Source organism: Mucilaginibacter sp. UR6-1 (genome assembly GCF_020880975.1).
Taxonomy (GTDB): domain Bacteria; phylum Bacteroidota; class Bacteroidia; order Sphingobacteriales; family Sphingobacteriaceae; genus Mucilaginibacter.
In genome coordinates this window covers 875,164-898,656 of record NZ_JAJIWP010000002.1, presented here as the reverse complement: position 1 = coordinate 898,656, position 23,493 = coordinate 875,164, and the positions used below count along the sequence as shown (strand labels likewise).

Here is a 23,493-nt window from a genome sequence, read left to right as displayed (position 1 = left end):
GTTAATTAGGTCGTATTGCTGGTCGATATCAGTTCAAATATATTCAGACGGGTGCAACACCTATAAAAATAAGAAAATAGTCCAGCTAAAACCGAATTTACTCCATAAAACATCGGTTGAATATTTCGAAAATTACATCACCATTTATAATTACCGATTATGCTATCTGTACCTGAAAAATACAACCATTCTTATATACTGTTCATATCATTTGTTTCGGCATTGGGCGGTTACCTGTTCGGTTTTGACTTTGCCGTTATTTCCGGAGCCTTGCCGTTTTTGAAACCGCAGTTCCAGTTAACCGCGCTTGGTGAAGGTTTTCTTACCGGCTCGCTTGCGCTGGGCTGCATGTGCGGCTGCCTGATCGCCGGAAAACTGGCGGATCAATATGGCCGCCGGCCGGCACTGCTCGTTTCTGCGGCGATATTTGCCCTATCATCTATCGCTATGGCACTTTCAGGCACGTTGACTGTATTTGTCCTGTTTCGCTTCGCGGCGGGCATTGGCGTTGGAATGTCATCCATGCTCAGTCCGCTTTACATCTCCGAAATATCACCCGCAGCCGTTCGGGGACGCAATGTCGCCATCAATCAGCTCACGGTGGTACTGGGGATACTCATTACCAACCTGGTCAACTATTCGCTTGCCGATATGGACCCTGACGCCTGGCGATGGATGTTCGGTCTTGGCGTAGTGCCATCGCTGCTTTTTATGGCAGGTGTGCTCTTTTTGCCTGAAAGCCCGCGCTGGCAGGCCGGTAGAGGGCAAATTGAAAAAGCCAGGATCACCTTCACGAAGATCAGCGGTGCAGCATATGCAAATACACTGATCGATGAAGTTGGCAGCAGATCACTGCAAGAAGTGAAGACACCTTCCGGTGGCCTGTTCTCAAAGGCGGTGAGGCCGGCACTGCTCATCGGGGTTACACTGGCAGTTTTTCAGCAGCTCTGCGGCATTAACGTAGTTTTCAACTACACATCAACCATCTTTAGCGCTGTAGGCGCCGACCTTGACCGGCAATTATGGGAAACCGTTATCATTGGCATAGTAAACACACTTTTTACCCTTTTCGCTATGTGGCAGGTGGATAAGCTTGGCAGAAAGCCGCTTATCATGTACGGCTCAATTGCGTTAAGCTTTAGTTACCTGGTGCTGGCCATACTGCTGCGCAACCAGGCCCCGGCAGCATGGATCTCGTTATTCGTTTTGCTGGCTATCGCCGTATACGCCACATCCCTGGCACCTGTTACCTGGGTGATCATTTCCGAGATCTTCCCTAACCATATACGGGGCAAGGCATCTTCATTCGCTATCCTGTGCCTTTGGGGCGCCTATTTTATCCTGGTGTTTACCTTCCCGATACTGGCAAAATCGCTTGGCACTTTCGGCCCGTTTTATTTGTACTCAGGGATATGCCTGGCCGGTTTTGTATTTATCAGGCTTAAAGTTAAAGAAACGAAGGGGCAAAGCCTCGAAGAATTAGAATCACATTTTTCAGCACATTAATAACCTATAAAAAATGGAAGTAAAAGCCTGGATAGAGAAAGTTATTATCCCGACCTATGGCATCGGGACCCCTGATAAAAACCCCATGTTTTTTGAAAAGCGGGTTTATCAGGGCAGCAGCGGGGTGGTATATCCCAATCCCGTTATCGAAAAAATATTTGACGAAAAACAAGACCGTGATTACACGGGTGTATTTTTAGAGAATGCCTATTTGAAGATCATGATTTTGCCCGAACTGGGCGGACGCGTGCAAATGGCCTATGACAAGATACGCGAAAGGCATTTTATCTACTACAATCAAGTCATCAAACCGGCGCTGGTGGGTCTTTGCGGCCCCTGGATATCGGGCGGTATTGAATTTAACTGGCCACAACACCATCGCCCAAGTACGTTTGATCCGGTCGATTTTGATATTGAACATAATGCCGACGGCAGTATAACCGTTTGGGTGAGCGAACTGGAGAAGATGTTTCATACCAAAGGCATGGCTGGCTTTACCCTGCATCCGGATTATGCTTACCTGGAAATCAAAGCAAAGTTATTTAACGCTACCCCTTTGCCGCAAACATTTTTATGGTGGGCAAATCCCGCTGTCAAAGTCAACGACCATTATCAGTCCGTATTTCCGCCCGATGTTAACGCGGTATTTGATCACGGCAAGCGCGATGTATCCTCATTCCCGATAGCGACCGGTACATATTACAAGGTTGATTACAGTCCCGGTACTGATATATCCATGTACAAGAATATCCCGGTGCCCACCTCTTATATGGCCGTTAACTCATCATACGATTTTGTAGGTGGCTACGAGCATGACACCCAGGCAGGCATGCTGCATGTTGCCGATCACCACGTTTCGCCGGGTAAAAAGCAATGGACCTGGGGTAATGGTGATTTTGGCGTGGCCTGGGACCGCAACCTCACTGATGAAGACGGGCCATACATTGAACTGATGACCGGGGTGTTTACCGACAATCAGCCTGACTTTACCTGGCTGATGCCCTTTGAGGAAAAAACTTTTACCCAATACTTTTTACCGTATCGCGAGCTCGGCCTGATCAGCAACGCCAATAAAGACCTGCTGCTCAGTGTTCAGGTGAATGGCGGCGCTGTCGCGATCAGCTTATTCGCGACCACCGCGCTGAACGATCTGCGGATCGCCGTTAACAGCGGAGAACAGGTGCTTTTTGAGCAAGCCATATCCTTAAAGGCAAGTGAGGTTTACCGGTATCAATGGCAGGCGGAGCAGCCGGTTAACAGTGAGCTTATCACCGTTACCATACACGATAGTAAGAACAACCTTCTGCTTGACCATTTTGTAAAACAGGCAGAAAAAGACATTCCAAAAGCAGCGGTACCTGCCTTGTTTCCGGAGGAGTTACAGACTACCGAAGAACTGTTTCTGACAGGACAGCACCTGGAGCAATACCGCCATGCTACCTTCAGCCCGGTGCCCTACTATGAAAAAGCGTTGGAATTAAATGCAAAAGATATTCGCAACAATAATGCTTTGGGTGCATGGTACCTGAAACGCGGCAGGTTTGATAAAGCCGAAGGCTACTTCCGGACAGCCGTCGAAGCGCTGACCGTCCGAAATCCGAACCCTTATGACGGCGAACCCTATTTCAATTTGGGATTAAGCCTGTTCTATCAGGGCAGAATGCATGAAGCTTACGATGCCTTTTTCAAAGCCACCTGGAACAGCGCCTGGCAAGATGCGGCCTACCACTACGTAGCCAAGATTGACATGCAGCGCGGCCATTACCAAAAAGCGCTTGAGCACATCAACTGGGCATTGGACCGGAATGCACGTAACGGCCGTGCCTACCTCATCAAAGTAGAGGCGCTTACCGCACTGGGTAAATTTGATGAAGCTATTTTTATAGCTGAACAAGCTATAGAACGTGACCGTTTTAATTATGGTGTGTTATACGCCCTGGCTGCCACCTACACAAAGGCCGGCGATACAGACAAAGCGAAAGCTACACTGCACAACTTATTAAACAGAAGCCGGCGGACCAATTTTAACCTGATCGAATGCGCGATAGAATACCTGGACATCTATGCTTATAATGATGTCAGGGAGATTCTGAACCTGGCCGGAGAAAACGAAGCTAAAGATCCGCTTATTGACTATTACAGAGCTTATGCAAGCAGTGGCCTTAAGAATCACCAAATTAGTGATCAATATCTCCTCGACGCAGAAAAAGCGTCCCCGGATTATTGCTTCCCTAATCGCCTGCATGACATCATCGTGCTGGAACATGCCGTTAAAAGAAACGAAAATTCAGCCAAAGCAAATTACTACCTGGGCAATCTCTACTATGATAAAAGACAATATAGCCAGGCCATCGAATATTGGACGAGGTCATATCAACTGGATAGTGATTTCCCAACGGTAAACCGCAACCTCGGTATTGCCTTGTTCAATAAGTCCGGCAATCCGGAAGCGGCACTGTTCCATCTTGAGAAAGCCTTTGCCTTAGACAAGGCCGATGCACGGGTATTGCTGGAACTTGACCAGTTATACAAACGCATCAACAAAACACCTGAATTCCGTCTCCGCTTTTTAGAAGAAAACAGGTTAACGGCCATCGAACGTGATGACCTTTACCTGGAAATCGTGACTTTACACAACTTACTCGGACACACAGAACAGGCTTTTGAATTACTGATGCAACGAAAATTTCACCCGTGGGAAGGTGGCGAAGGCAAAGTGTCTGCCCAATATATCTTCAGCCTGACCGAAATGGCGAAGAAGCTGATACTTGCAGGAGAGTACAAAGCAGCAGTTGAAAGATTGCAACAAAGCCTCCGCTATCCGGAAAATTTAGGGGAAGGAAAACTGCCGGGAACCCGGGACAATGACATTTATTTTTGGCTGGGCTGTGCTTACCGGGGAATGGGAATGGAAGCGGAAGCAACCGCTGCCTGGCAAGCCGGAACATCGGGTGACGAAGAACCGAGTGCCGCTGTCTTTTACAATGATTCGCCACCGGAAAAAATATTCTACCAGGGTTTGTGCCTGCTCAAAACCGGCGAATCACAACATGCCGGTGAATTATTCAAGCGATTGGTCGCATATGGGCATCAGCACATGAACGATCATATCAGGATCGACTACTTTGCGGTTTCCCTGCCTGACCTGATGGTGTTTGACAGCGACCTTGACATGAAGAACAAAACCCATTGCCTTTACCTGATGGCATTAGGTAATTTGGGTTTGAATAATCCCACTGAAAGCAACCTCTACTTTCATAAAGTTTTGGAATCAGAAACGGCTCACTTAGGTGCTATCGTTCATTCCGGGCTGTTGCAGAACGAGCGGCTTATGAATGCCATTCATCATAAAGAAAACACCAGGGTTGCCCTGTAGCGAATTTTAACTCATAAAAACGGCGGGGACATGTTCCCCGCTTTTTTTGTGGCGCAGGATGATCAGTGATCCACAACCCCAAGCCTAACTTTGGCTCTGATAACTACCATTTTTAAAATGTTTAGACTTTAACGACCAATCAGAAAATTGTCCAGCTTTTACACGGAATAGTCTATACTCCAGCTAATGTTAGCGGTTAGATTTGTTCATCCAAATTATATCCTAAAAACCAAATTATGAAAAGAAGATCTACACTAACCCTGGTGTTTTTGGCGCTTTGCTGTAGCCTGACTTTCGCTCAATCCAGGGCGATCAGGGGACGCGTGACCGATAACACCAATCAAACGCTTGTTGGCGTCAGTATCCTGATCAAAGGTACATCAACCGGTACGGTTACCGATACGGCTGGCAGGTTCCGTATCAATGCTTCTGCCGGGAATATACTGATTGTATCCTATCTGGGGTATGTGACCAAAGAGGTCACCGTTTCCGACCGCGATGAGTATGACGTAAAATTAAGTTCGGCGGATAACATGCTCAATGAAACGGTTGTGATCGGTTATCAGACCATCTCCAGGAGAAGTGTGACTACGGCTGTATCTTCCGTGGGCACCAAGGATATTGCGCCAACAACAACGAGCAATGTCGGCGAGGCATTGCAAGGTAAAGTACCCGGCCTACAGGTATTCCAGGGAGGTGGCAACCCGGGTTCGCAGCCTAAAATGCTGATCAGGGGCTTTGCTACCATTACCGGCTCAAGCGACCCGTTGATCGTGGTCGACGGCGTGATCACCTCTTTCGGCAGCCTGAACGATATCAATCCATCAGATATCGACAAAGTGGATGTACTGAAAGATGCCGCGGCTACGGCGATCTATGGATCAAGGGGTGGCGCGGGCGTATTATTGGTTTCCACCAAGCGCGGAAAAGAAAAAACTCAGGTCAACTTTAACGGCACTTCGGGAATGAGCTATTGGGTAAACCCTAAACTTGCCGGAACGGAGGAATTTGTAAATCATTATAGCCGGATATATGCCGACAATAATCAAACATTGCCGGCAACCGCTGCGGTGACCGGTATCAATACCGACTGGTGGAAAGAGTCTACCAAAAATGCGTATACCCACAACTATAATGTCAGTGCATCGGGGTCAAAAAACGGTTTGACCTTTTATGGCAGCGCTGGTTATTTCGACCAAAGTTCTAATTACCAGGCACAGCGCAATACTGCCGACTATCGCAAGATCACAACCCGGTTCAATATCGATTATGAGATATCCAAAGTTTTCAAGATCGGTGTAAACCTTGCACCCCGCATGGAAGATTATGGTAACGGTGGCGGAACAGGCCTTTTCAACATCATGTCAATTGCGCCAAATGTTGCCGTGACAAAATCGGCGGAGCAAACCCAGACCGATGTTAATACCTATGCGGCATCTAACCCGAGCTGGAACTTCACCGCTTATAACCCGGCATACAGCCAGTTCACACGGTCTAATTTCAACAACATTAATAACCCGGTTGCTGCCATGGCACGCAACTTCAACAATACCAAATTATTCGGCACGCAGGGGTCGACTTATATCGAGATCAAGCCGATCACCGGGCTAACGTTGAGGAGCAGCCTTGCCGGGTTCTATAATTCCCAAAACACCACGAGTTATGCCCCTAAATATTTTATCGATCCGCAGGACAGGAATGACGTATCAGGTGTCTCTCAAAACACGGTAACAAACTATCGCTGGCAGATTGACAATACGATCAATTACATCGGAAGTGCAGGCAAGCATCATTACAACATCCTTGCGGGACAATCGGCTGATAACTATACCTACAATAACAGCTACGTGTTCCGGCAGAATATACCCTATGACGCCGAACCGTACCGCTATGTAGGCTCCGGGGCAACAATCGCCGATGCAAGCGGCACGCGCCAGCCCGGTGCCGGACCATTCGGCAAGATGACCTCTTATTTTGGCCGGGTATCCTATGATTTTAACAATACCTATTACATCGCCGCTTCATTCCGGGCAGACGGCTCTTCGCTCCTGTCACCGCAGAACCGCTGGGGATATTTCCCGACAGTATCCGGTGCTTATGTGATCACCAACGAAGAATTCATGAAGAGCATCAAATGGCTGAGCTACCTGAAGCTACGGGGATCATACGGCCGCGTAGGCGGCAATCTGCCTGGCGCGCCCGGCGCTTATCAGAGTACACTTGGCTTGGCCGATTATGTAAGCGGCGACCGCAGCCGTATCTATGGTTACGTGCCGTCTAACGTGCCGGACCCCAATATTAAATGGGAAACCACGCAGGATGTAACTATCGGGCTTGATGCTGACCTGTTCAACAACAAACTATCGGTAACTGCCGATAAATATTGGCGATCACCCAAGGACATGTTGCTGTTTTTACCCGTGCAGCCGTCATTGGGTTACCCGCAGGGCTACATTCCAACAGTTTATACCAACGTGGGCAGCATCCGTACCAGCGGCTGGGAAGTTGGCCTGAACTATAAAGATAAGGTAGGCGGCGTTTCCTTTGGTGTTGGTCTCACTTTGCAGCGGTTCCTATCCAAAGCGGTGGACCTGCGCGGGCAAGTATTGTATGACGAGATATCAAACGACGTATTCCAGTCTACCAGGCGAACCAAAACAGAAGCAGGAGACATACTGGGTGGTTATTATGGTTATGATGTTATTGGCGTATTTCAAACCGCACAGGAAGTACAAGATTACCGGAGCGGCAATGGAACCGTGTTGCAGCCTAATGCCAGGCCCGGCGACTTCAAGTACGCAAACATTAATGGCGATAACACGATCGACCTTAACGACCGCAAGAACATTGGAAACCCTTATCCTAAATTATCTTCGGGGCTGACCTTGCAAGCCTCTTATCATGGGTTTGATTTCCGTACGGAATTTTACGGATCATTCGGCAACAAGATCGCCGATGATTACCTGGTGAGAATGAATCCGGTATATGGTTACAACTTTATCAGCGGGAAGCAGAACCAATTCTGGACAGGTCCGGGCAGTACAAATTCATACCCCATACTCAGTTTATCTGACCCGAACGGCAACTTTTCTAAAAACTCGACCTTCTTCATCAAGGACGGCACCTATGTACGTAATAAGTTAGTACAACTTGGCTATACCATTCCATCTTCAACCTTTAATGGTAAAGCAAACATCAGGGTGTATGTATCGGCGCAGAACCTGTTTACGATCACCGGATATGACGGGCTGAACCCGGAAGTGCCATTTGCCGGTATTTTACGCTATGGCATTGATAACGGGCAAAACCCTATCCCGAAGTTTTTCAACATCGGTTTTAACGCAAACTTCTAATCATCAGCAGTAACATCATGAAATCTCTAAGATATATAGCTTTAATACTGGTTGTTACCGGTATGACGAATTGCAAAAAAGACTTTTTGCAACAGGAGCCTTACGGGAACGCTATCCAGGCCAGTACCTTCTATAACAATGCAGAGGAAGCAACCGGCGCTACGACGGTGTGCTATAAGTATATTGATTATGACGACTGGTGGCAAACCCAGTGGTTTAAACAGGTGGGCGGAGAAGCTGCCTCGGATAATGAGTGGATCGGTGTAAACGGCGGGCAGGGTACAGCCGTGCAGGCAGCGCATTACACCCTTAACGCTGAAAATGACCGTATTGAAGCGCATTGGATCATGCTCTACAAAAGCATCTATCTGTTCAATGCGACGATCGAAGGTTTACAAAAATCACAGGTAGACCCGGCGCTGGTTCAACGGTTATCGGCAGAACTTCGTTTTCTGCGCGCGTTTCAGTATTTCGAGCTGGTTCGCAATTGGGGAGCAGTTCCACTGATCACCAAAACCCTTTCCCCTACACAAAATGATTACGGACGGACAAGCGCCTCAGATGTACTGGCCTTTTTGAAAGCTGAACTGGCTGATGCCGCAAGTTTGCTTCCGGCAAAGTCAGTATACAGCACGAGTGATAAATACCGGGTTTCCAAAGGTGCCGCGCAAGCCTTGCTGGCCAAGGTTGACCTGTATGCCGAGGACTGGACCGGGGCGCTGGAACAAACTAACCAGATCATCTCTTCGGGTGAATACACTCTGGAACCTACATTCGGCAATATTTGGCAGACGAACAATTATAATGGAAGGGAATCACTATTTGAGATCCAGTTCCAATGGTCAACGCAATTCCCGAACCTGGGCAATGTATTTCCAACAACATCAATGGCACCCTCTGAAGGTGGCTGGGGCTATTTCAATCCCACCAGTGATCTGGAAAATGCCTTCTTGTCTGAAGGCGATAACGTTCGGTTGAACTGGACCATCATGCGCCATAATCAACCGGTTGCAGGCGATCCGGCAGTGCCGTTATTTAATGCCAATCCATCACAGGAAAAATCAGCCAGGTTTAACCGGAAAATCTATATCCCCAGAACCGAACGTACACCCAACGGCCGTTTCTCAAAAGACCATATTTATCTGCGGCTGGCAGATGTGTACCTGATGAACGCTGAAGCAGCGGCTATGCTGCAACAGCCCCAGCAGGCCCTGCAATCCTTACGCATTGTAAGAAGCCGGGTAAATCTGAACACCGACATGACGCTTACCGGATGGAACCTGATCAATGCCGTTCGGAAGGAACGCAGGCTTGAACTGGCGCTGGAGGGTGATCGCCTGTATGATATCCGAAGATGGAAAGATCAGGCCGGCCAGCCCGTCATCAACAGCATCATGGGCGCTAACGGCAGTTTTGTTCGTTACAATACGCAGGTTAGCACTGACCCTTACGAGAAAACCAACAACAACGAACCGCAAAATAAGGGCGCGAGCTTTATAGCAGGCACACACAATCTTTGGCCTATTCCGACCAAAGAGGTCATCGCTTCACAAGGCAGGATCACACAGAATCCCGGATATTAATGTACCACAGCCGCCTGCCTGAGGCAGGCGGCAAATTTCTACGCTATGAAAAGAAATCTAAAATCTTACTTGCTCACTGCAGGCCTGATGATCATGATCACGGGCATTTGCTGCAGTAAAAAAAAGGCGGAGGCCGCTCCGGAGAATGGCTGTATCATTAACGGCGTGAACACCTGCACTCAGGCATCCCCCCGCATTGTTATCAGTTTGAATGATGAAGGGCAGACCATCCACAGTTTCGGCGCGTCGGATAGCTGGACAACCAAATTTATCGGCAAATGGGCCGACGCATCAAAGAAAAATAAGATAGCCGATTACCTTTTTAGTCTGGAAAATGATAACGAAGGCAATCCGAAGGGCATTGGCTTGTCCATGTGGCGATTCAATATCGGTGCAGGAAGTTTCGAACAGGGCGATGAAAGTGGTATCCCTAATGAGTACCGCCGCGAAGAATGCTTTCTGAAACCTGATGGTACGTATGACTGGAGCAAGCAGGCCGGACAGCAGTGGTTTCTTTCGGCAGCTAAAGCACGTGGCGTGAATAAATTTCTTGGCTTTCCGATCTCGCCGCCGGTACAATTTACCCTGAATAACAAAGCCTATGGCTTGGCAAATAACCATCTGAACCTCAAAGGAGACAAGCAGGATGCCTTTGCGGATTTCCTGGTTAGTGTGGCTAAACATTTTGCCTCATCATCCACTCCGTTCAGCTATATTAGTCCGTTTAACGAACCGCAATGGAACTGGGGCGAAAAGCCGAGCCAGGAAGGTACCGGTGCAACCAATGCAGAGATCGCTGCATTCATCCGGCTGTTAGGCCCAAAAATAAAAGCAGCAGGTTTAGCAACAACGATTGCCTTGGGCGAAGCGAACCAGTGGAACTCACTTGATGGCAATAACAGCGACGGCCGGGGTGATCAGATCAACCAATTCTTCAACCCTAATTCGGCCAATTACGTCGGCAGCGTTCCGTCGATAGAGCATTTGATCTCGGCGCATAGCTATTTCACCACCTGTCCTAATAATGACCTGATCACCTATCGCACCAACGCCGTTAACAAAAAAAACGCGGTAGACCCATCGTTACAAATGTGGCAATCGGAGTTTGGCATCCTGGGCGACATTTGCGGGCAACTCAATGGATATCCTAAAAACACAGGTATAGATTATGGCTTATACGTGGCTAAGGTTATCCATCATGACCTGACCATCGCCAATGTGACCTCCTGGCAGTGGTGGTTGGCGGTAGATACCTACAACTACAGTGACGGGCTGGTGTATATTAACGATCCGGCAGGCGGCTATGATTTGACCGCGATGAAGACAGATGGTATTGTCAGCGATTCGAAGCAACTATGGTGCCTCGGAAATTATTCGCGCTTTATCAGACCCGGTATGGTGCGGGTAAATGCATCGCTAAGTGATGTTAACGATCCGGCTGCCGCTGCAGGTTCGTTTATGGTATCTGCCTATAAGGACGCCGGAAAAAAGCAGTTTGCGGTCGTGCTGATCAACATGACGGGTAACAGCAAAACCTATCAATTTGATACAACTAATTTCAAACCCGGCCAGGATATGATATCTTACACAACCAGCGCTTCAAAGAGCCTGCAAAAGAAGGTGAACAACACTATGGATATCGTTTTGGAAGGCAAGTCAGTTACGACGATAACGGGCAGCTATCAATAATATATAACTCATGAAAAAAGCACTTTTGCTGGCTACGCTATTGTCAGCCTGTTTTTATACCCATGCGCAGCGTGCTCCGGTTTCCCTGGCCAGTAGCTGGACGATCAAATTAGACTCTGCGGACCGGGGAGTCGCCGGCAAATGGTTCGATCAGCGATTCACCCGGGTGATCACGCTTCCGGGAACACTGGATGACGCGCATATAGGTGAACCGGTAAAAACGGATACAAGTGTGCTGTCCAAAGACATCATGCTACGCCTGTCGCGCCGGGTCAGGTATACAGGTGCGGTCTGGTATCAAAGATCGATCACCATCGGCAAAGGAATGACCAATGCGGAGCTACTGCTTGAGCGGGTGATATGGAAAACAGACTGCTGGGTTGACGGCAAGCCAGCCGGTTCGGCCGAAAGCCTGATCGCCCCGCAGCATTTCTCATTAGGCAAACTATCGCCGGGAAAACATGTGATCACGCTAAGGATCGATAACAGAAAACAGCACGACATCAGTTTCAATGATTTTGCGCATGCCTATACCGACGGTACGCAGATCATCTGGAACGGTGTCATCGGCCGCATGGAGATCAGCGATAAAGGTTATGCAACCTTCGCACAGATCGACGTTACAGCTTCACTTGCTGGCAAAACAGCTACAGCCGCCATACAACTAACCTCCCGTCCGCCCGGTGATCTTTATTTACAGCACCGGATTATGCTGGCAGGTAAAACAGTTAAATCATCTCAAAGGGTTCCGTTAAGGTCCGGAACCGTACAGCAGGCAAAGGTTAACCTGCCCCAGGTAAAGGAATGGAATGAGTTCAACCCCAACGTTTATACCTGGACCTTTGAGGTGACAGACCGCAATGGCAAAGTATTAGATAGCAGGACAGAGCGATTTGGCTTCAGGACACTTACCGCGCAGGGCAGCAATCTGCTTATCAACGGCAGGCCGCTTTTCCTGCGGGGAACGCTGGAATGCAACATTTTTCCAATACAAGGCCATCCGCCCATGGAACGTGCAGGTTGGCTGAAAGTCTTCACCGCCGCAAAACAATACGGCCTGAATCACTTACGCTTCCACTCCTGGTGCCCTCCGGAGGCCGCCTTCAGGGTTGCAGATTCATTGGGCTTTTACCTGCATGTGGAGCTGCCGCTTTGGTCGCTTAAGGTGGGTGAAGATACCGCTACGCTTCGCTACCTGGAGGATGAGGCACAGCAAATGATCAAGAATTATGGCAATCACCCGTCATTCTGTTTTTGGAGCATGGGAAACGAACTGGAAGGTGATTTTGCCTGGCTGGGGGGCCTGGTCAAAAAACTAAAAAAACAAGATAACCGTCACCTATATACGACCACCACCTTTAGTTTCCAAAACGGTCATGGTAAAACACCCGAACCTTCCGATGACTTTTTCATTACCCAGTATACCGATAAGGGCTGGGTACGCGGACAAGGCATCTTCAATACCAACCCACCCGACTTTAAGACAGATTACGGCAAAGCGGTTTCAGGCACTACCGTTCCGCTGGTGATCCATGAGGTCGGTCAATATTCCGTATACCCTGATCTGAAGGAGATCGATAAATATACCGGAGTGCTGGTGCCTGCCAATTTTTCAGCCGTTCGTCATGATCTGCGCAAAAAGGGAATGCTTGGATTAGCTGACCCCTACCTGAAAGCCAGCGGTAAGTTATCAGCTAATTTATATAAGGAGGAGATTGAGCGTGCCCTGAAAACACCAGGTGTTGGCGGCTTTCAGTTGTTGGACCTGCATGACTTTCCGGGACAGGGCACTGCATTGGTAGGTATCCTGAACGCTTTTTGGGAGAGTAAAGGCATTATTAAGCCTGAGGATTTCCGCCAGTTTTGCGGGCCGGTAGTACCACTGCTCCGTTTTTACAAGGCCGGTTATACCAATACTGAAAACTTTGAAGCGAGCGCTGAGATAGCTAACTATCTGGATAAAGCGCTGAAAGATGAACTGCAATGGACGATCGCCACTCAGGACAACAAAACGCTTTTTAAGGGAACGCTTGGCACTAACAATTTGCCCGTAGGCAATGGCCGCCCGCTGGGGAAATTTACGGTACCATTACACAGTATAAACCGTGCACAGGAACTGACCGTTACCTTGAAGTTGGCCAGGTCGGGTTACCGCAACCAGTGGAAGATATGGGTGTACCCTACTCAACCGGAGACAAAGGTGACTGGCGTACAATTTACCACTTCTGTTGATTCAGCGCTGCAATTACTCAAGGCCGGTAAAACCGTTGTGTTAAACCCGGATACCGCTCATATACAAGGCATAGACGGCCGGTTCGCGCCGGTGTTCTGGAGTCCGGTACACTTCCCGGATCAGCCCGGCAGTATGGGGCTTCTGATCAACAATCAGCACCCGGCATTGACCGACTTTCCGACCAATACTTACAGCGACTGGCAGTGGTGGGATTTGGTAACCCGATCACGCTCCGTACAATTCGACGGATCAGTTACCCGGCAGGACCCTATTGTGCGGGTGATAGATAACTTTTTTAGAAACCGGAACCTTGGTTTACTGATGGAGTTCAGAATGGGTAATGGCAAGCTATTACTTTGCACTATGGATATTCAGCATGATTTGGATAAACGCCCGGCAGCAAGACAGTTGAAAAGCAGCCTGATGCGATACGCCAGTTCTGATAAATTCCGCCCGTCCCAGCAAACCACCATGGAAGAACTCTCGAAGTTTTTCAAATAAGCATGCTCACCATGTTGGTTCAGTCACTTCAGGTGATCTTGAAAACAAGAGTATTCAGACCAGTCTAAATTATCTGTTTTAGCGTACTTTCTATTTAGAAATATCTGTGTAAATCCCGTTGCTTGGCAACGGGATTTACACAGATAACCGCGAATAAGCTTTAATTTCTTTAGCCAGTTACTTAACTCAGTTTGGGCTTGCTTTTCCCGGTCACCTTCCATCACAAATAGCACATAGTCGCGTTCAATGCCTCCCCGAATAGATAAACCATCCAACACATTACTTTTCGGGCAAAGCTCCTTCACGGTTTGAAAACCACTGCCAATACCATACCCGGCATTAGTGTTAAAAGTATCGAACTCTTCCTGGATTACAGTGTTCGCTTCTATGAGCGGCAGTTCCTCACCCGCGATCATGCTACCCGTGGCGTGGTGGAACGTTTTGAGGAATTGTTAAACGAATATTTCACAACCGATAAACCACAAACCATCGGCTTGCCTGGTGTTGCGTGGTGCACAGAGCAACTGAACCTTTCGCCTAACTACTTTGGCGACCTGATCAAAAAAGAGACCGGCAAAACCGCGCAGGAATATATCCAGTTTAAGTTGATTGATATGGCTAAGGAACAGTTGTTCGATAACAGCAAAAGCATCACACAGATTGCCGCTGACCTGGGTTTTAAATACCCGCAGCATTTCGCCAGGTTATTTAAAAAACAAGTAGGGCAAACACCGCTGGAGTATAGATCGTTGAATTAAGGCTTCTCTTAAGCCGGTATGTTAAGTCTCCAAATCATCCTTAACACGTTTGGATGGATTATCAAAAACTGTTTTGTTCTTAAGATGGTTATATGTGCACAAAGCACATGAGTACCTACCGTAAAACCACTTTAATTTCTGTTGATGATGCATTGGCCAAAGGACGCAGGATGCTGCTCCTACCCCGCATTCTGATGATCTCTGGTTTGTTTTTCTTTCTATTTCCTTTAGCGATGATCTTTATGGCGTTACTTGAAGGATCGGCGTTTACCATTAATATCTGGCTGGCTTGCGCAGGTATCGTCTTATTTTGCTTTATCATATTTTTTTACCTGCCTTTTTTGTATTGGAGTAAAACTACAACACGCTGGAAATTGTGGGCGTTTGACAACGTTGATAATGTTCACGAATTAAGGATCATGGCAGTACAAGCTAACTTATGCCCTGCTTTCGGCACGTTAATGGATAAGCTTCAGATCCAGTCAGCAAACGAACGCGAACGATGGCGTGAGTTGCAGGGTCGATTTGATTTTCCTGAAGTTTTTAAAGATGATCCTAATATTCCGTTCACAACCAATATCTTTTATTCTAAAGTACATCTTACCATTAATATCTTGTTTGGCTTACTGTTCGTTGCAATGGGTTCCATCATTGCTTATTTGGCTATCAAAAACAACTGGCAGTTAAGCTTAAAACTAATAGCACCTTTGATCGCCATTGCTCCGCTTTACAAAATATTCATAGCGTTTAAAAGGATGTTTAAAAAGCAGCCGGAGCTTGTGCTGGAAAACCAAGGGCTTACCACAATACAGACCGGATTTTTGAATTGGGACCAGATCTTCAATGAAAAAGTGACCAGAACAGATCAGGGAAAAAGAGGTGTCAAGTTCACGTTAAGCTTTCAGCATCCCGGCGGAATTGTGCATATCGACATCAGCGATCTTGACATAACTAAAAGTGGACTGGAAAGACTGATCCGGGTATACAAAGGCCGCTTTGCTTCGGGCATAAGATAATTCAGTAGTTGATCATCTGGTTTAACAGCAGGCCTTAAATATATTCCTCTTTAAAAGCAACACATCGATCAATTAAAAGAATGACGAAACTCCATCGGCGAAAGACTGGTTTTGGTTTTGAATAATTTACTGAATGACTGCAGGTGTTCAAAACCCAGTTCATAAGCAATCTCGCTGACGGAAAGCCTGGTTGTTGAAAGTTTCTCCTTAGCCAGATCGATCAGCTTGTTGTGTAAATGCTGCTGGGTGTTTTGCCCGGTGAGAGATTTGAGCAGACTACTCAAATAACCCGGTGATATGTTCAGGTTCTCAGCAATATAAGTTACGCTTGGTAAGCCTTTCTGCGCGAGCGCCCCGCTGTTAAAGTAAGCAGAGAGCAGGTCTTCCAGTTTGATGAGGATCTCGTGACTCGTAATCTTACGGGTGATAAACTGGCGCTGATAAAAGCGCTCAGAATAGGTCAGCAAGAGTTCCAACTGCGCAATGATCACGCTTTGGCTAAAACGGTCTATATTAGCATTGTATTCATGCTCAATATTTTGCGCAATGGTGGTCAGCATGGTTTCTTCCTTGTCCGACAGGTAAAGCGCCTCATAAACAGAGTAGCCGAAAAACTCGTATTGCTTGATGGTTTTGGCCAATGGCGTATTCCATAAAAAATCAGGATGGACCAGGATCATCCAGCCTTCGGGCCTGTGCCTCACGGTTCCTTTTTCAATTTCAACGCCAAAAACCTGACCGGGCGACATGAAGAACAGCACACCTTCATCAAAATCATGGGCCTGCTGGCCGTATTTGAATTTCACGTCCTTCACTCTTTTCATGGAGATCGAATAGAAATCGTAAACCACGCTAAATGAGCCTTCTGCCAGCGGCCTGTTCAGGTCATCCATATGCACCAGGCTAATGAGTGGATGTGCCGGTTTAGGCAGGCCAGCAGCCCGGTGATATTCGGAAATGGTGTGGAAATGAAAAAGCGGATTGCTGCTCATGATTTATTAAATGTAGCTATTTATTTTTGATGATAGACTGTGGCAAATTCCCGGGCAAAATCAGCAAGTTTCACTTTACCCATTTTTGGCTTACTCCGATGAAAGTTCTCCAGTGTTTTGCCGCTGTGCATGGCGGCCTGCATTTCTACCAGGGTTTCTGCCAGTTTTTCGGGTAATTTGCCCATCTTGAATCCCTGCAGCATTTCCTTATCCGAAAGTAGTACCCATTTTAGCCAGGGCTTGCCTATCGCTGTACCAATGATCTTTGCCGCCTCATTACAGGTCATTTCCTCGCTGCCTACGTAACGGATGGTTTTCTCCCCGGGCATTAAAAGCAGTTCTTCTGCCACGGCATCCGCGATGTCCCTCGGAGATACGAAAACGATGCGGTCATCGCCGCCATAATTTCCCATGAGCAGACCGGTTTTACCGGTCAGCAAAGCCCAAAGGCCTGAATAACGCAGCGTTAGAAATTTGCCGATGAAGCCTTTGCCTTTGATCAGGTCTATCGACTGGTAAAAGTTGGTGTAGAATGCAGCCGGCCGCATTATGGTCACTGAAGCTTCCAGCCCGTCGAACAGGTATTCTACACCTTCCGCTCTCACCAGGTCTGCCGCCCAGCCACTTAACATTACTACCCGTTTGTTGCCCGCTTGTTTAATTGCCTGTGCATAGTTTTGCGCCACACGGTGCAGATACTCGCCCAGATCAGGTTCGGTAAAACTCAGCGGAATCATCGCATATACCGCGTCTGCTCCCTGAAAAATACTGGTCAAAAAGCCAACATCGGTGATCGAGCCAATAGCTGGCACTGCACCTAATGCTGCTATGGCGGCTTGTTTATTGCTATCGCTGCTTATCACGGTCACGTCATGACCCTGGGCAACTAAAATTTCAGTCAGCGGTTTGCTGATGTTCCCTAAAGAACCGGTTACAATAATTTTCATGGCACTATTGGGTATAAATACCGTTATCAATATCAGTAAGCAGAGTGGAATGTGCTGGCTGCCAGTTTAATTGCTCCTGGGTCCACTTGCTTGACGACGGGCAGTCGATCGCGGCCATTTGTGCGAACCAGCCAAAATGCTCTGCTGCTGCTTCAGATGTGATGGAACTTACCGGCAGGTCAAGTTGTTTACCTATAGCTTCTGCAATTGACTTAACAGTAATGGCTTCCTCAGCGGATGCATGATAACGGGCTTTTGGTGAGGCACCCTCTAAAGCTAAACGGAATAAACGGGCAGCATCTAAACGATGCACCGCATTCCAACGGTTCTGCCCTTCCCCAAGATAAGCAGATACACCTTTTTGCTTAGCGATGCTGACCATGATCGGGATAAATCCGTGCCTGTCTTCGTCGCCATGTACTGACGGTGATAAGCGAACTACTGCAGCACGCACCCCTTTATCAGCAACGGCATCCGCAGTTTGTTCAGACGCCCTCGGCCAGGCGGGGTTAAACGGCGGGATGATGTCTTCGGTAGCCAGCTTACCAGGGTTTACCAGCGCCGTACCTGAAGTTACAACGAACGGACGGTCAGAACCGGCCAGCACCTCGCCAATAGTTTCGATAGCGATCTTATCCACCTCGCAAACTTCGGCAAAGCGGGTAAAGTCATGAATAAAGCCGGCATGGATGACGCCGTCTGTTTGAGCGGCCCCGCTGCGCAGGCTATCCAGATCTTCCAGGTCGCCGCGGTGAACTTCCGCACCCGCATCGATCAGTTTTTGGGCTGACGCATCCGAGCGGGCCAGTCCCAGTACCTGGTGGCCGGCACCTATTAATTCCTGCACAATGACAGTTCCGATGAAGCCTGTAGCTCCTGTAACAAATACGCGCATAATTGATCTCTTTTTGTTGATACAAAGATGGGCGGCTTTTACTGGCCGGATTTATCCGAATCTGCGTTTGGTTTAGCCAAAACCATGTAAAAGCAAACAATAGCACAGGTGAAATTGCTGGCTTATTACCTCGGGCAAATCATGAATGAACTACGCAATGCGCGTCAACCGTCAGGAAGAATAAGCATAGGAAAAGGGCAATTAATATCTTACTCATTTCGATATTCAATTACACATATTGCGTTCTGTGTAGAATAAGTGTATGATATTGCTGAACCTGATGCATGATAAATTGAGCGGAGTATTTACTTTACTCCGCTCATCAGATCGGGTTATTTTATCGTATAACTTTTAGTAGCTACCTCTGCCAGCCTGAAGTAACCGAAAGCATAATTATTGCCGTTGGACTGATTGACAATATTGCCGCGAACGGCACTTGGTATGGCCGGGAAGGGGTTGCCATCATTACCGGTAGCCACGATCAATTTGAACATATAGTTATAATAGCTTTTTGAAATGCCATACAGTTTGATGTCAACGCGGTCACCGGGCTTAAATTTTTCATGCGAATACGATTCCTGGTTTAAATTACCGTTGGTGTGTTCATCGTCCTCAACTTCCAGTTCGGGAAACGTTGAATGAGGCTGGGTAACACTGTTCAGATAGTAATTTTTTTGACCGGCATCGTCCTGGTAATAAAACGTTATCTCAACCTCGTCACCAACCTCGCCTCCTTTATCGTTTTGATCTATTTTATCTTCAATTTCAGGTGCCGGCGTAAATGTTTCTGAGGCTGTGTATGTCTCGCCGTTCAAAACGATCTTTAAGTTGTAAGTTTCGCCGATAACGGGAATAAAATTATTGCAGATATACTCCCCTGTTCCGGGCTTTTCCACAAAAGTAAAAACCGTATTGGATGCGTTGGTTACAGTGATTATCGCGCCGGAAACGCCCGGGAATTCGGAACTGTAATACCCTGTTGTTGTGGATAACACGATCTTTTGTTCATTGCCCGCAGTGTTCTTAACCCAGTCAATCGAGGCATCCACAACTAATCGTGGCGCAGCCGTTTTAAGATCCTCTTTAATTACTTTTTCGCATCCTGTCAGGATTAGTCCGGCGAGTAATATTGGTATTATTTTAAATAGTTTCATTTATTATCTTAATTAAAGTAGATAGTAGTTTTTAAAATTTCACGTTGTAGGTTACACTTGGTACAATGCCGAAAATTGATATTCTCTTTGTTTCGTTTCTTCCTGTTTCTTCGTTCTGACGGAAAGAATATGATGCCGCGTTATTCCTGTTATAAAGATTGTAGATGCTGAAATTCCACTCCCCCTGCCAGCCTTTTTTCTTGTCGGGTTTAGGCGTATAGGTTGCAGATACATCCAAACGGTGATACGCTGATAACGAATTCTCGTTTCTTGCGCCGTAACTGGCTACAGTAACACCCTGGTACAGGTATTTTCCGTTAGGGAATGTGGCTGCTTTTCCGCTCTGAAAATTAAGGATAGCCCCAAAAGACCACTTTGGACTTACCGAGTAAGCCCCCGTGACGGATAGATTATGCAGCTTGTCGTAATTAGCTCTGTACCATTCCCCGTTGTTTATACCCGGCTCATCTGCATTTCTGCCTGGTGTTCTTTGCTGTGCTTTAGAAAGCGTGTAGGATACCCAGCCCGTCAGCCTTCCTGTATTTTTCTTCAGCATCATTTCCAGGCCATACGCCCTTCCTTCACCGTTCAACAGCACGCTTTCTACCGCGTCGATCCCTAACAGATCCGCGCCATCAATGTAATCTGCTTTGTTTTTTATTTTTTTATAGAATGTTTCAGTTTCCAAAGAATATTTACCGTCTTTAAAATTATGGAAGTAACCCAGTGCTACCTGATCTAATATCTCTGGTTTAAGGTATTTGTCGGTAGGTGCCCATATGTCAAGCGGGCTTGCAGAAGCCGTATTGGAGATAAGATGTACATATTGGCTCATTCTATTGTAACTGGCCTTGATGGATTGGTTATTGTTTAGCGAATAAGCTATGGCAAGCCTGGGTTCCAGATTGCCAAAACTTGCTATCTTTTTATTTTTCGCATAGTTTATCGTTCCTGTTGGAGTAGCCTCTTCGTAAATTTGCAGCTCCTTGTTGTAAACAACCGGCTGATCATTGGCATAGGTGTAAACTTCTTGCGCGCCTACCCGCTGAAAGTTGCTGTAGCGAAGTCCGTAATTCAGTGATAATTTCTCAGAAAGGTTTTGTTCAGCACTGATGTATGCCGAATTTTCATAAGCATATTTTTTGGCCAACTGATCCGGATTGACAGTCGAGATGGTACCGAACGGCCTGATCGTTCCCGGATTAAAATTGTAGTAGATGGTATTTACACCATAATTTAAGGTGAGGTCATTTGAAACATAATGTTTAAAATCATACTTAAAATTATAATTTTTAACCTCTGCTTTCCAGTCAAGACCGGCGGATTTTACTTTGATCCGGTAGTCATAATCACTGTAAATGGCAGATGCATTAGAGAATATCTTGTCTGAAAATATATGGTTCCACCTGAGGTTAAATAGTTTGTTACCGTAAGTATTTATAAAACTATTATTGAAATTCAGGTTGTCGTTGCCGAAATAGCCTGAAACGTACACGTTGTTTTTATCATTGAACTTATAGTTGAACTTGGTGTTCAAATCATAGAAATAGGCCGAATTGGGATCATTAGCAATTTTTAAAAAAAGATGGGCATATGATCCTCTTCCCGCCAAAACGAATGAACTTTTGTCCTTAACGATAGGGCCTTCAACAAGCAACCTACTTGAAACTAAGCCAATCCCGCCGTTAACATGAAATTCCTGGTTATTTCCTTCTTTTTGATAAATATCCAGTACTGATGATATGCGTCCGCCAAAATTAGCGGGGATACCTCCCTTGTAGAGTTTCAGATCTTTGATCACATCGGCATTGAAGACAGAAAAGAAGCCGAATAAATGCGACGTATTATAAACAACGGCTTCATCAAGCAATACCAGGTTCCCATCTACAGAACCGCCTCTGACGTTGAATCCAGTGGCACCTTCCTGTGCATTGGCAACGCCGGGAAGCTGTAAGATGGATTTAAGAACATCAACCTCACCCAAAACGGCCGGCATCTTTTTGATGGTGGCGATGGACAGTTTATTGGTACTCATTTCGGGTTTGCGGATATTGGCTTGCGGGGTATTGGTTTTGATCAAAACTTCATCCAGCGTTTTGCTGCTTTCTGTCATCCCGAAGTTCCGTTTTGTATTTTCGGTCAGCGTAACACGCTCTTCCAGGCGGTCATAACCCACATAGCTAACTATAACGGTATAGTTGCCTTTTGGCAATGTGGTGGAATAAAACCCGTAAGAATTGGTGGTCAGACCAACTTTCGCTTCCGGAATGTAAATGCTTACGCCAATAAGTGTTTCGGTATTAAACTTGTTAATGACCGTGCCGCTAAGGGTGACTTTTTCCTGCGAATAGGCATGAAATGCTGAGGCAAAGAGGAGTACCATGACGGATAAGATTCTGCTTTTCATTTAAAAAAAGTTTAGAGTTAAATGCTATAATTTTCGGCTAAACTATTTTTTTACAGACCCCGCAATTTTTATATATACCAAACGTGGCTCTTTATATATTAAAGCAGCTTTTATATATAGTAAAATAAATGGTGCTTTATACTTCGGCAAAATAAACCGGAGTGTTAAATGAAATACACCTCTACTATTTGGAATGGATCAATCTGATTTTGGCGATTCACAAAAAAAGGAGTTAGAAACCTAACTCCTTTTTCTTTAAACTTTACTATGCAAGCATTACGGTATATAAAATAAGCTGCCGTAATGAGTTATATTGTATTCAGCGTTTATTTTAGCGCATAGTTAAGGTAGCCGCCATCCGCAATAATCTCTGTTCCTGTGATAAAACTCGCGGCATCAGAGGCCAAAAACAACACCGTTTTAGCAATTTCATCCGCATCACCCAACCGTTGAAGGGCTGTAGCACCGGCTAAAAATGCTTGTGCATCAGCAGGTACTACGGTATCTAAGCCAGGTGTGGCTATCGGTCCCGGACTTACGATATTGACGCGAATTTTTCTACCGGCCAGTTCATTCGCGGCAATTTGGGCTATCTTGTTCAATGCGCCTTTTGTTGCTGAATAAACGATAGAACCAGCATTTGCAGCAGTGGCCGCTGTTGATGATGTAAATAGTACAGCCGCCCCGTTTGCCAGGTAAGGAATTAATTTTTGCAACGTAAAAAAATGCCCCTTAACATTGGTGTTAAATTGTGCGTCAAAATTTTCTTCAGTTACCTTTTCCATTGGCTCAAACACCCCAATTCCCGCATTAAGAAACAGCACATCTAATTGCTGTCCACTTTCCGAAACTGCTTTTTCCAAAATCGAGATGCCTTCGGGTTTTGAAGTATCTGAAATCACTGTAAATAATTTCGGGCTGTTTATTTGCGCGGCTGCTTTTTGCAGATTCTCCGCATTTCTTCCTGTAATCCAAACATTTGCCCCTGCGGCTATAAATGCGTTTGCAGTTGCAAGGCCGATACCTGTGGTTCCGCCTGTAATAACTATGTTTTTATTTGTAAAGTCCATAATTAAATTTTTT

The 23,493-nt window shown here is 46.6% G+C and carries 14 protein-coding genes; 8 read left to right on the top strand and 6 right to left on the bottom strand.

Going from position 1 to position 23,493, the window contains the following annotated elements:
• The first annotated feature begins 159 nt into the window (after positions 1 to 159).
• From LJ707_RS09275 to LJ707_RS09240, 8 genes are all read left to right on the top strand, one after another.
• On the top strand, positions 160 to 1,506 hold the full coding sequence (locus tag LJ707_RS09275) for a sugar porter family MFS transporter (protein ID WP_228950529.1): 1,347 nt from the start codon (positions 160 to 162) through the stop codon (positions 1,504 to 1,506).
• Positions 1,507 to 1,519: 13 nt separating this feature from the next.
• A complete protein-coding gene (locus tag LJ707_RS09270; protein ID WP_228950528.1) occupies positions 1,520 to 4,882 on the top strand; it encodes a DUF5107 domain-containing protein in 3,363 nt (1,120 codons plus the stop codon).
• Positions 4,883 to 5,118: 236 nt separating this feature from the next.
• Positions 5,119 to 8,235, top strand: a complete 3,117-nt coding sequence (locus tag LJ707_RS09265) for a SusC/RagA family TonB-linked outer membrane protein (protein WP_228950527.1) — start codon at positions 5,119 to 5,121, stop codon at positions 8,233 to 8,235.
• A gap of 17 nt (positions 8,236 to 8,252) precedes the next feature.
• On the top strand, positions 8,253 to 9,818 hold the full coding sequence (locus tag LJ707_RS09260) for a RagB/SusD family nutrient uptake outer membrane protein (protein WP_228950526.1): 1,566 nt from the start codon (positions 8,253 to 8,255) through the stop codon (positions 9,816 to 9,818).
• Positions 9,819 to 9,863: 45 nt separating this feature from the next.
• Positions 9,864 to 11,507, top strand: a complete 1,644-nt coding sequence (locus LJ707_RS09255) for a glycoside hydrolase (protein WP_228950525.1) — start codon at positions 9,864 to 9,866, stop codon at positions 11,505 to 11,507.
• Positions 11,508 to 11,517: 10 nt separating this feature from the next.
• On the top strand, positions 11,518 to 14,241 hold the full coding sequence (locus LJ707_RS09250) for a glycoside hydrolase family 2 TIM barrel-domain containing protein (RefSeq protein ID WP_228950524.1): 2,724 nt from the start codon (positions 11,518 to 11,520) through the stop codon (positions 14,239 to 14,241).
• 308 nt (positions 14,242 to 14,549) lie between these two features.
• Positions 14,550 to 14,999 (top strand): AraC family transcriptional regulator, encoded by a 450-nt coding sequence (locus LJ707_RS09245; protein ID WP_228950523.1) that lies wholly within the window; start codon positions 14,550 to 14,552, stop codon positions 14,997 to 14,999.
• A gap of 107 nt (positions 15,000 to 15,106) precedes the next feature.
• Complete coding sequence (locus tag LJ707_RS09240; RefSeq protein WP_228950522.1) at positions 15,107 to 16,015, top strand: hypothetical protein; 909 nt, start codon at positions 15,107 to 15,109, stop codon at positions 16,013 to 16,015.
• Positions 16,016 to 16,083: 68 nt separating this feature from the next.
• Here the strand turns inward: LJ707_RS09240 and LJ707_RS09235 are convergent, their stop codons facing one another.
• The 6 genes from LJ707_RS09235 to LJ707_RS09210 all read right to left on the bottom strand — a co-directional run bounded on the left by LJ707_RS09235 (position 16,084) and on the right by LJ707_RS09210 (position 23,480).
• Entirely contained in the window at positions 16,084 to 17,007 is a 924-nt protein-coding gene (locus LJ707_RS09235; RefSeq protein ID WP_228950521.1) for an AraC family transcriptional regulator, read from the bottom strand.
• A gap of 20 nt (positions 17,008 to 17,027) precedes the next feature.
• Positions 17,028 to 17,954: an NAD(P)H-binding protein gene (locus LJ707_RS09230; protein WP_228950520.1), complete on the bottom strand. Its 927-nt coding sequence runs from the start codon at positions 17,952 to 17,954 to the stop codon at positions 17,028 to 17,030.
• 4 nt (positions 17,955 to 17,958) lie between these two features.
• On the bottom strand, positions 17,959 to 18,849 hold the full coding sequence (locus tag LJ707_RS09225; RefSeq protein WP_228950519.1) for an SDR family oxidoreductase: 891 nt from the start codon (positions 18,847 to 18,849) through the stop codon (positions 17,959 to 17,961).
• Positions 18,850 to 19,181: 332 nt separating this feature from the next.
• Positions 19,182 to 20,003 carry a DUF4249 domain-containing protein gene (locus LJ707_RS09220; RefSeq protein ID WP_228950518.1) on the bottom strand — a complete coding sequence of 274 codons (822 nt, stop codon included), beginning with the start codon at positions 20,001 to 20,003 and terminating at the stop codon, positions 19,182 to 19,184.
• 31 nt (positions 20,004 to 20,034) lie between these two features.
• Positions 20,035 to 22,410, bottom strand: coding sequence for a TonB-dependent receptor (locus tag LJ707_RS09215; protein WP_228950517.1), 2,376 nt, complete (start codon positions 22,408 to 22,410; stop codon positions 20,035 to 20,037).
• A gap of 326 nt (positions 22,411 to 22,736) precedes the next feature.
• Positions 22,737 to 23,480, bottom strand: a complete 744-nt coding sequence (locus LJ707_RS09210) for an SDR family oxidoreductase (RefSeq protein WP_228950516.1) — start codon at positions 23,478 to 23,480, stop codon at positions 22,737 to 22,739.
• Positions 23,481 to 23,493 lie beyond the last annotated feature (13 nt).

Excerpts from the sequence above, each read along its gene's own strand:
- LJ707_RS09275 (WP_228950529.1), top strand. The coding sequence starts at position 160 with ATGCTATCTGTACCTGAAAAATACAACCATTCTTATATACTGTTCATA.
- LJ707_RS09270 (WP_228950528.1), top strand. The coding sequence starts at position 1,520 with ATGGAAGTAAAAGCCTGGATAGAGAAAGTTATTATCCCGACCTATGGC.
- LJ707_RS09265 (WP_228950527.1), top strand. The coding sequence starts at position 5,119 with ATGAAAAGAAGATCTACACTAACCCTGGTGTTTTTGGCGCTTTGCTGT.
- LJ707_RS09260 (WP_228950526.1), top strand. The coding sequence starts at position 8,253 with ATGAAATCTCTAAGATATATAGCTTTAATACTGGTTGTTACCGGTATG.
- LJ707_RS09255 (WP_228950525.1), top strand. The coding sequence starts at position 9,864 with ATGAAAAGAAATCTAAAATCTTACTTGCTCACTGCAGGCCTGATGATC.
- LJ707_RS09250 (WP_228950524.1), top strand. The coding sequence starts at position 11,518 with ATGAAAAAAGCACTTTTGCTGGCTACGCTATTGTCAGCCTGTTTTTAT.
- LJ707_RS09240 (WP_228950522.1), top strand. The coding sequence starts at position 15,107 with ATGAGTACCTACCGTAAAACCACTTTAATTTCTGTTGATGATGCATTG.
- LJ707_RS09235 (WP_228950521.1), bottom strand. The coding sequence starts at position 17,007 with ATGAGCAGCAATCCGCTTTTTCATTTCCACACCATTTCCGAATATCAC.
- LJ707_RS09230 (WP_228950520.1), bottom strand. The coding sequence starts at position 17,954 with ATGAAAATTATTGTAACCGGTTCTTTAGGGAACATCAGCAAACCGCTG.
- LJ707_RS09225 (WP_228950519.1), bottom strand. The coding sequence starts at position 18,849 with ATGCGCGTATTTGTTACAGGAGCTACAGGCTTCATCGGAACTGTCATT.
- LJ707_RS09220 (WP_228950518.1), bottom strand. The coding sequence starts at position 20,003 with ATGAAACTATTTAAAATAATACCAATATTACTCGCCGGACTAATCCTG.
- LJ707_RS09215 (WP_228950517.1), bottom strand. The coding sequence starts at position 22,410 with ATGAAAAGCAGAATCTTATCCGTCATGGTACTCCTCTTTGCCTCAGCA.
- LJ707_RS09210 (WP_228950516.1), bottom strand. The coding sequence starts at position 23,480 with ATGGACTTTACAAATAAAAACATAGTTATTACAGGCGGAACCACAGGT.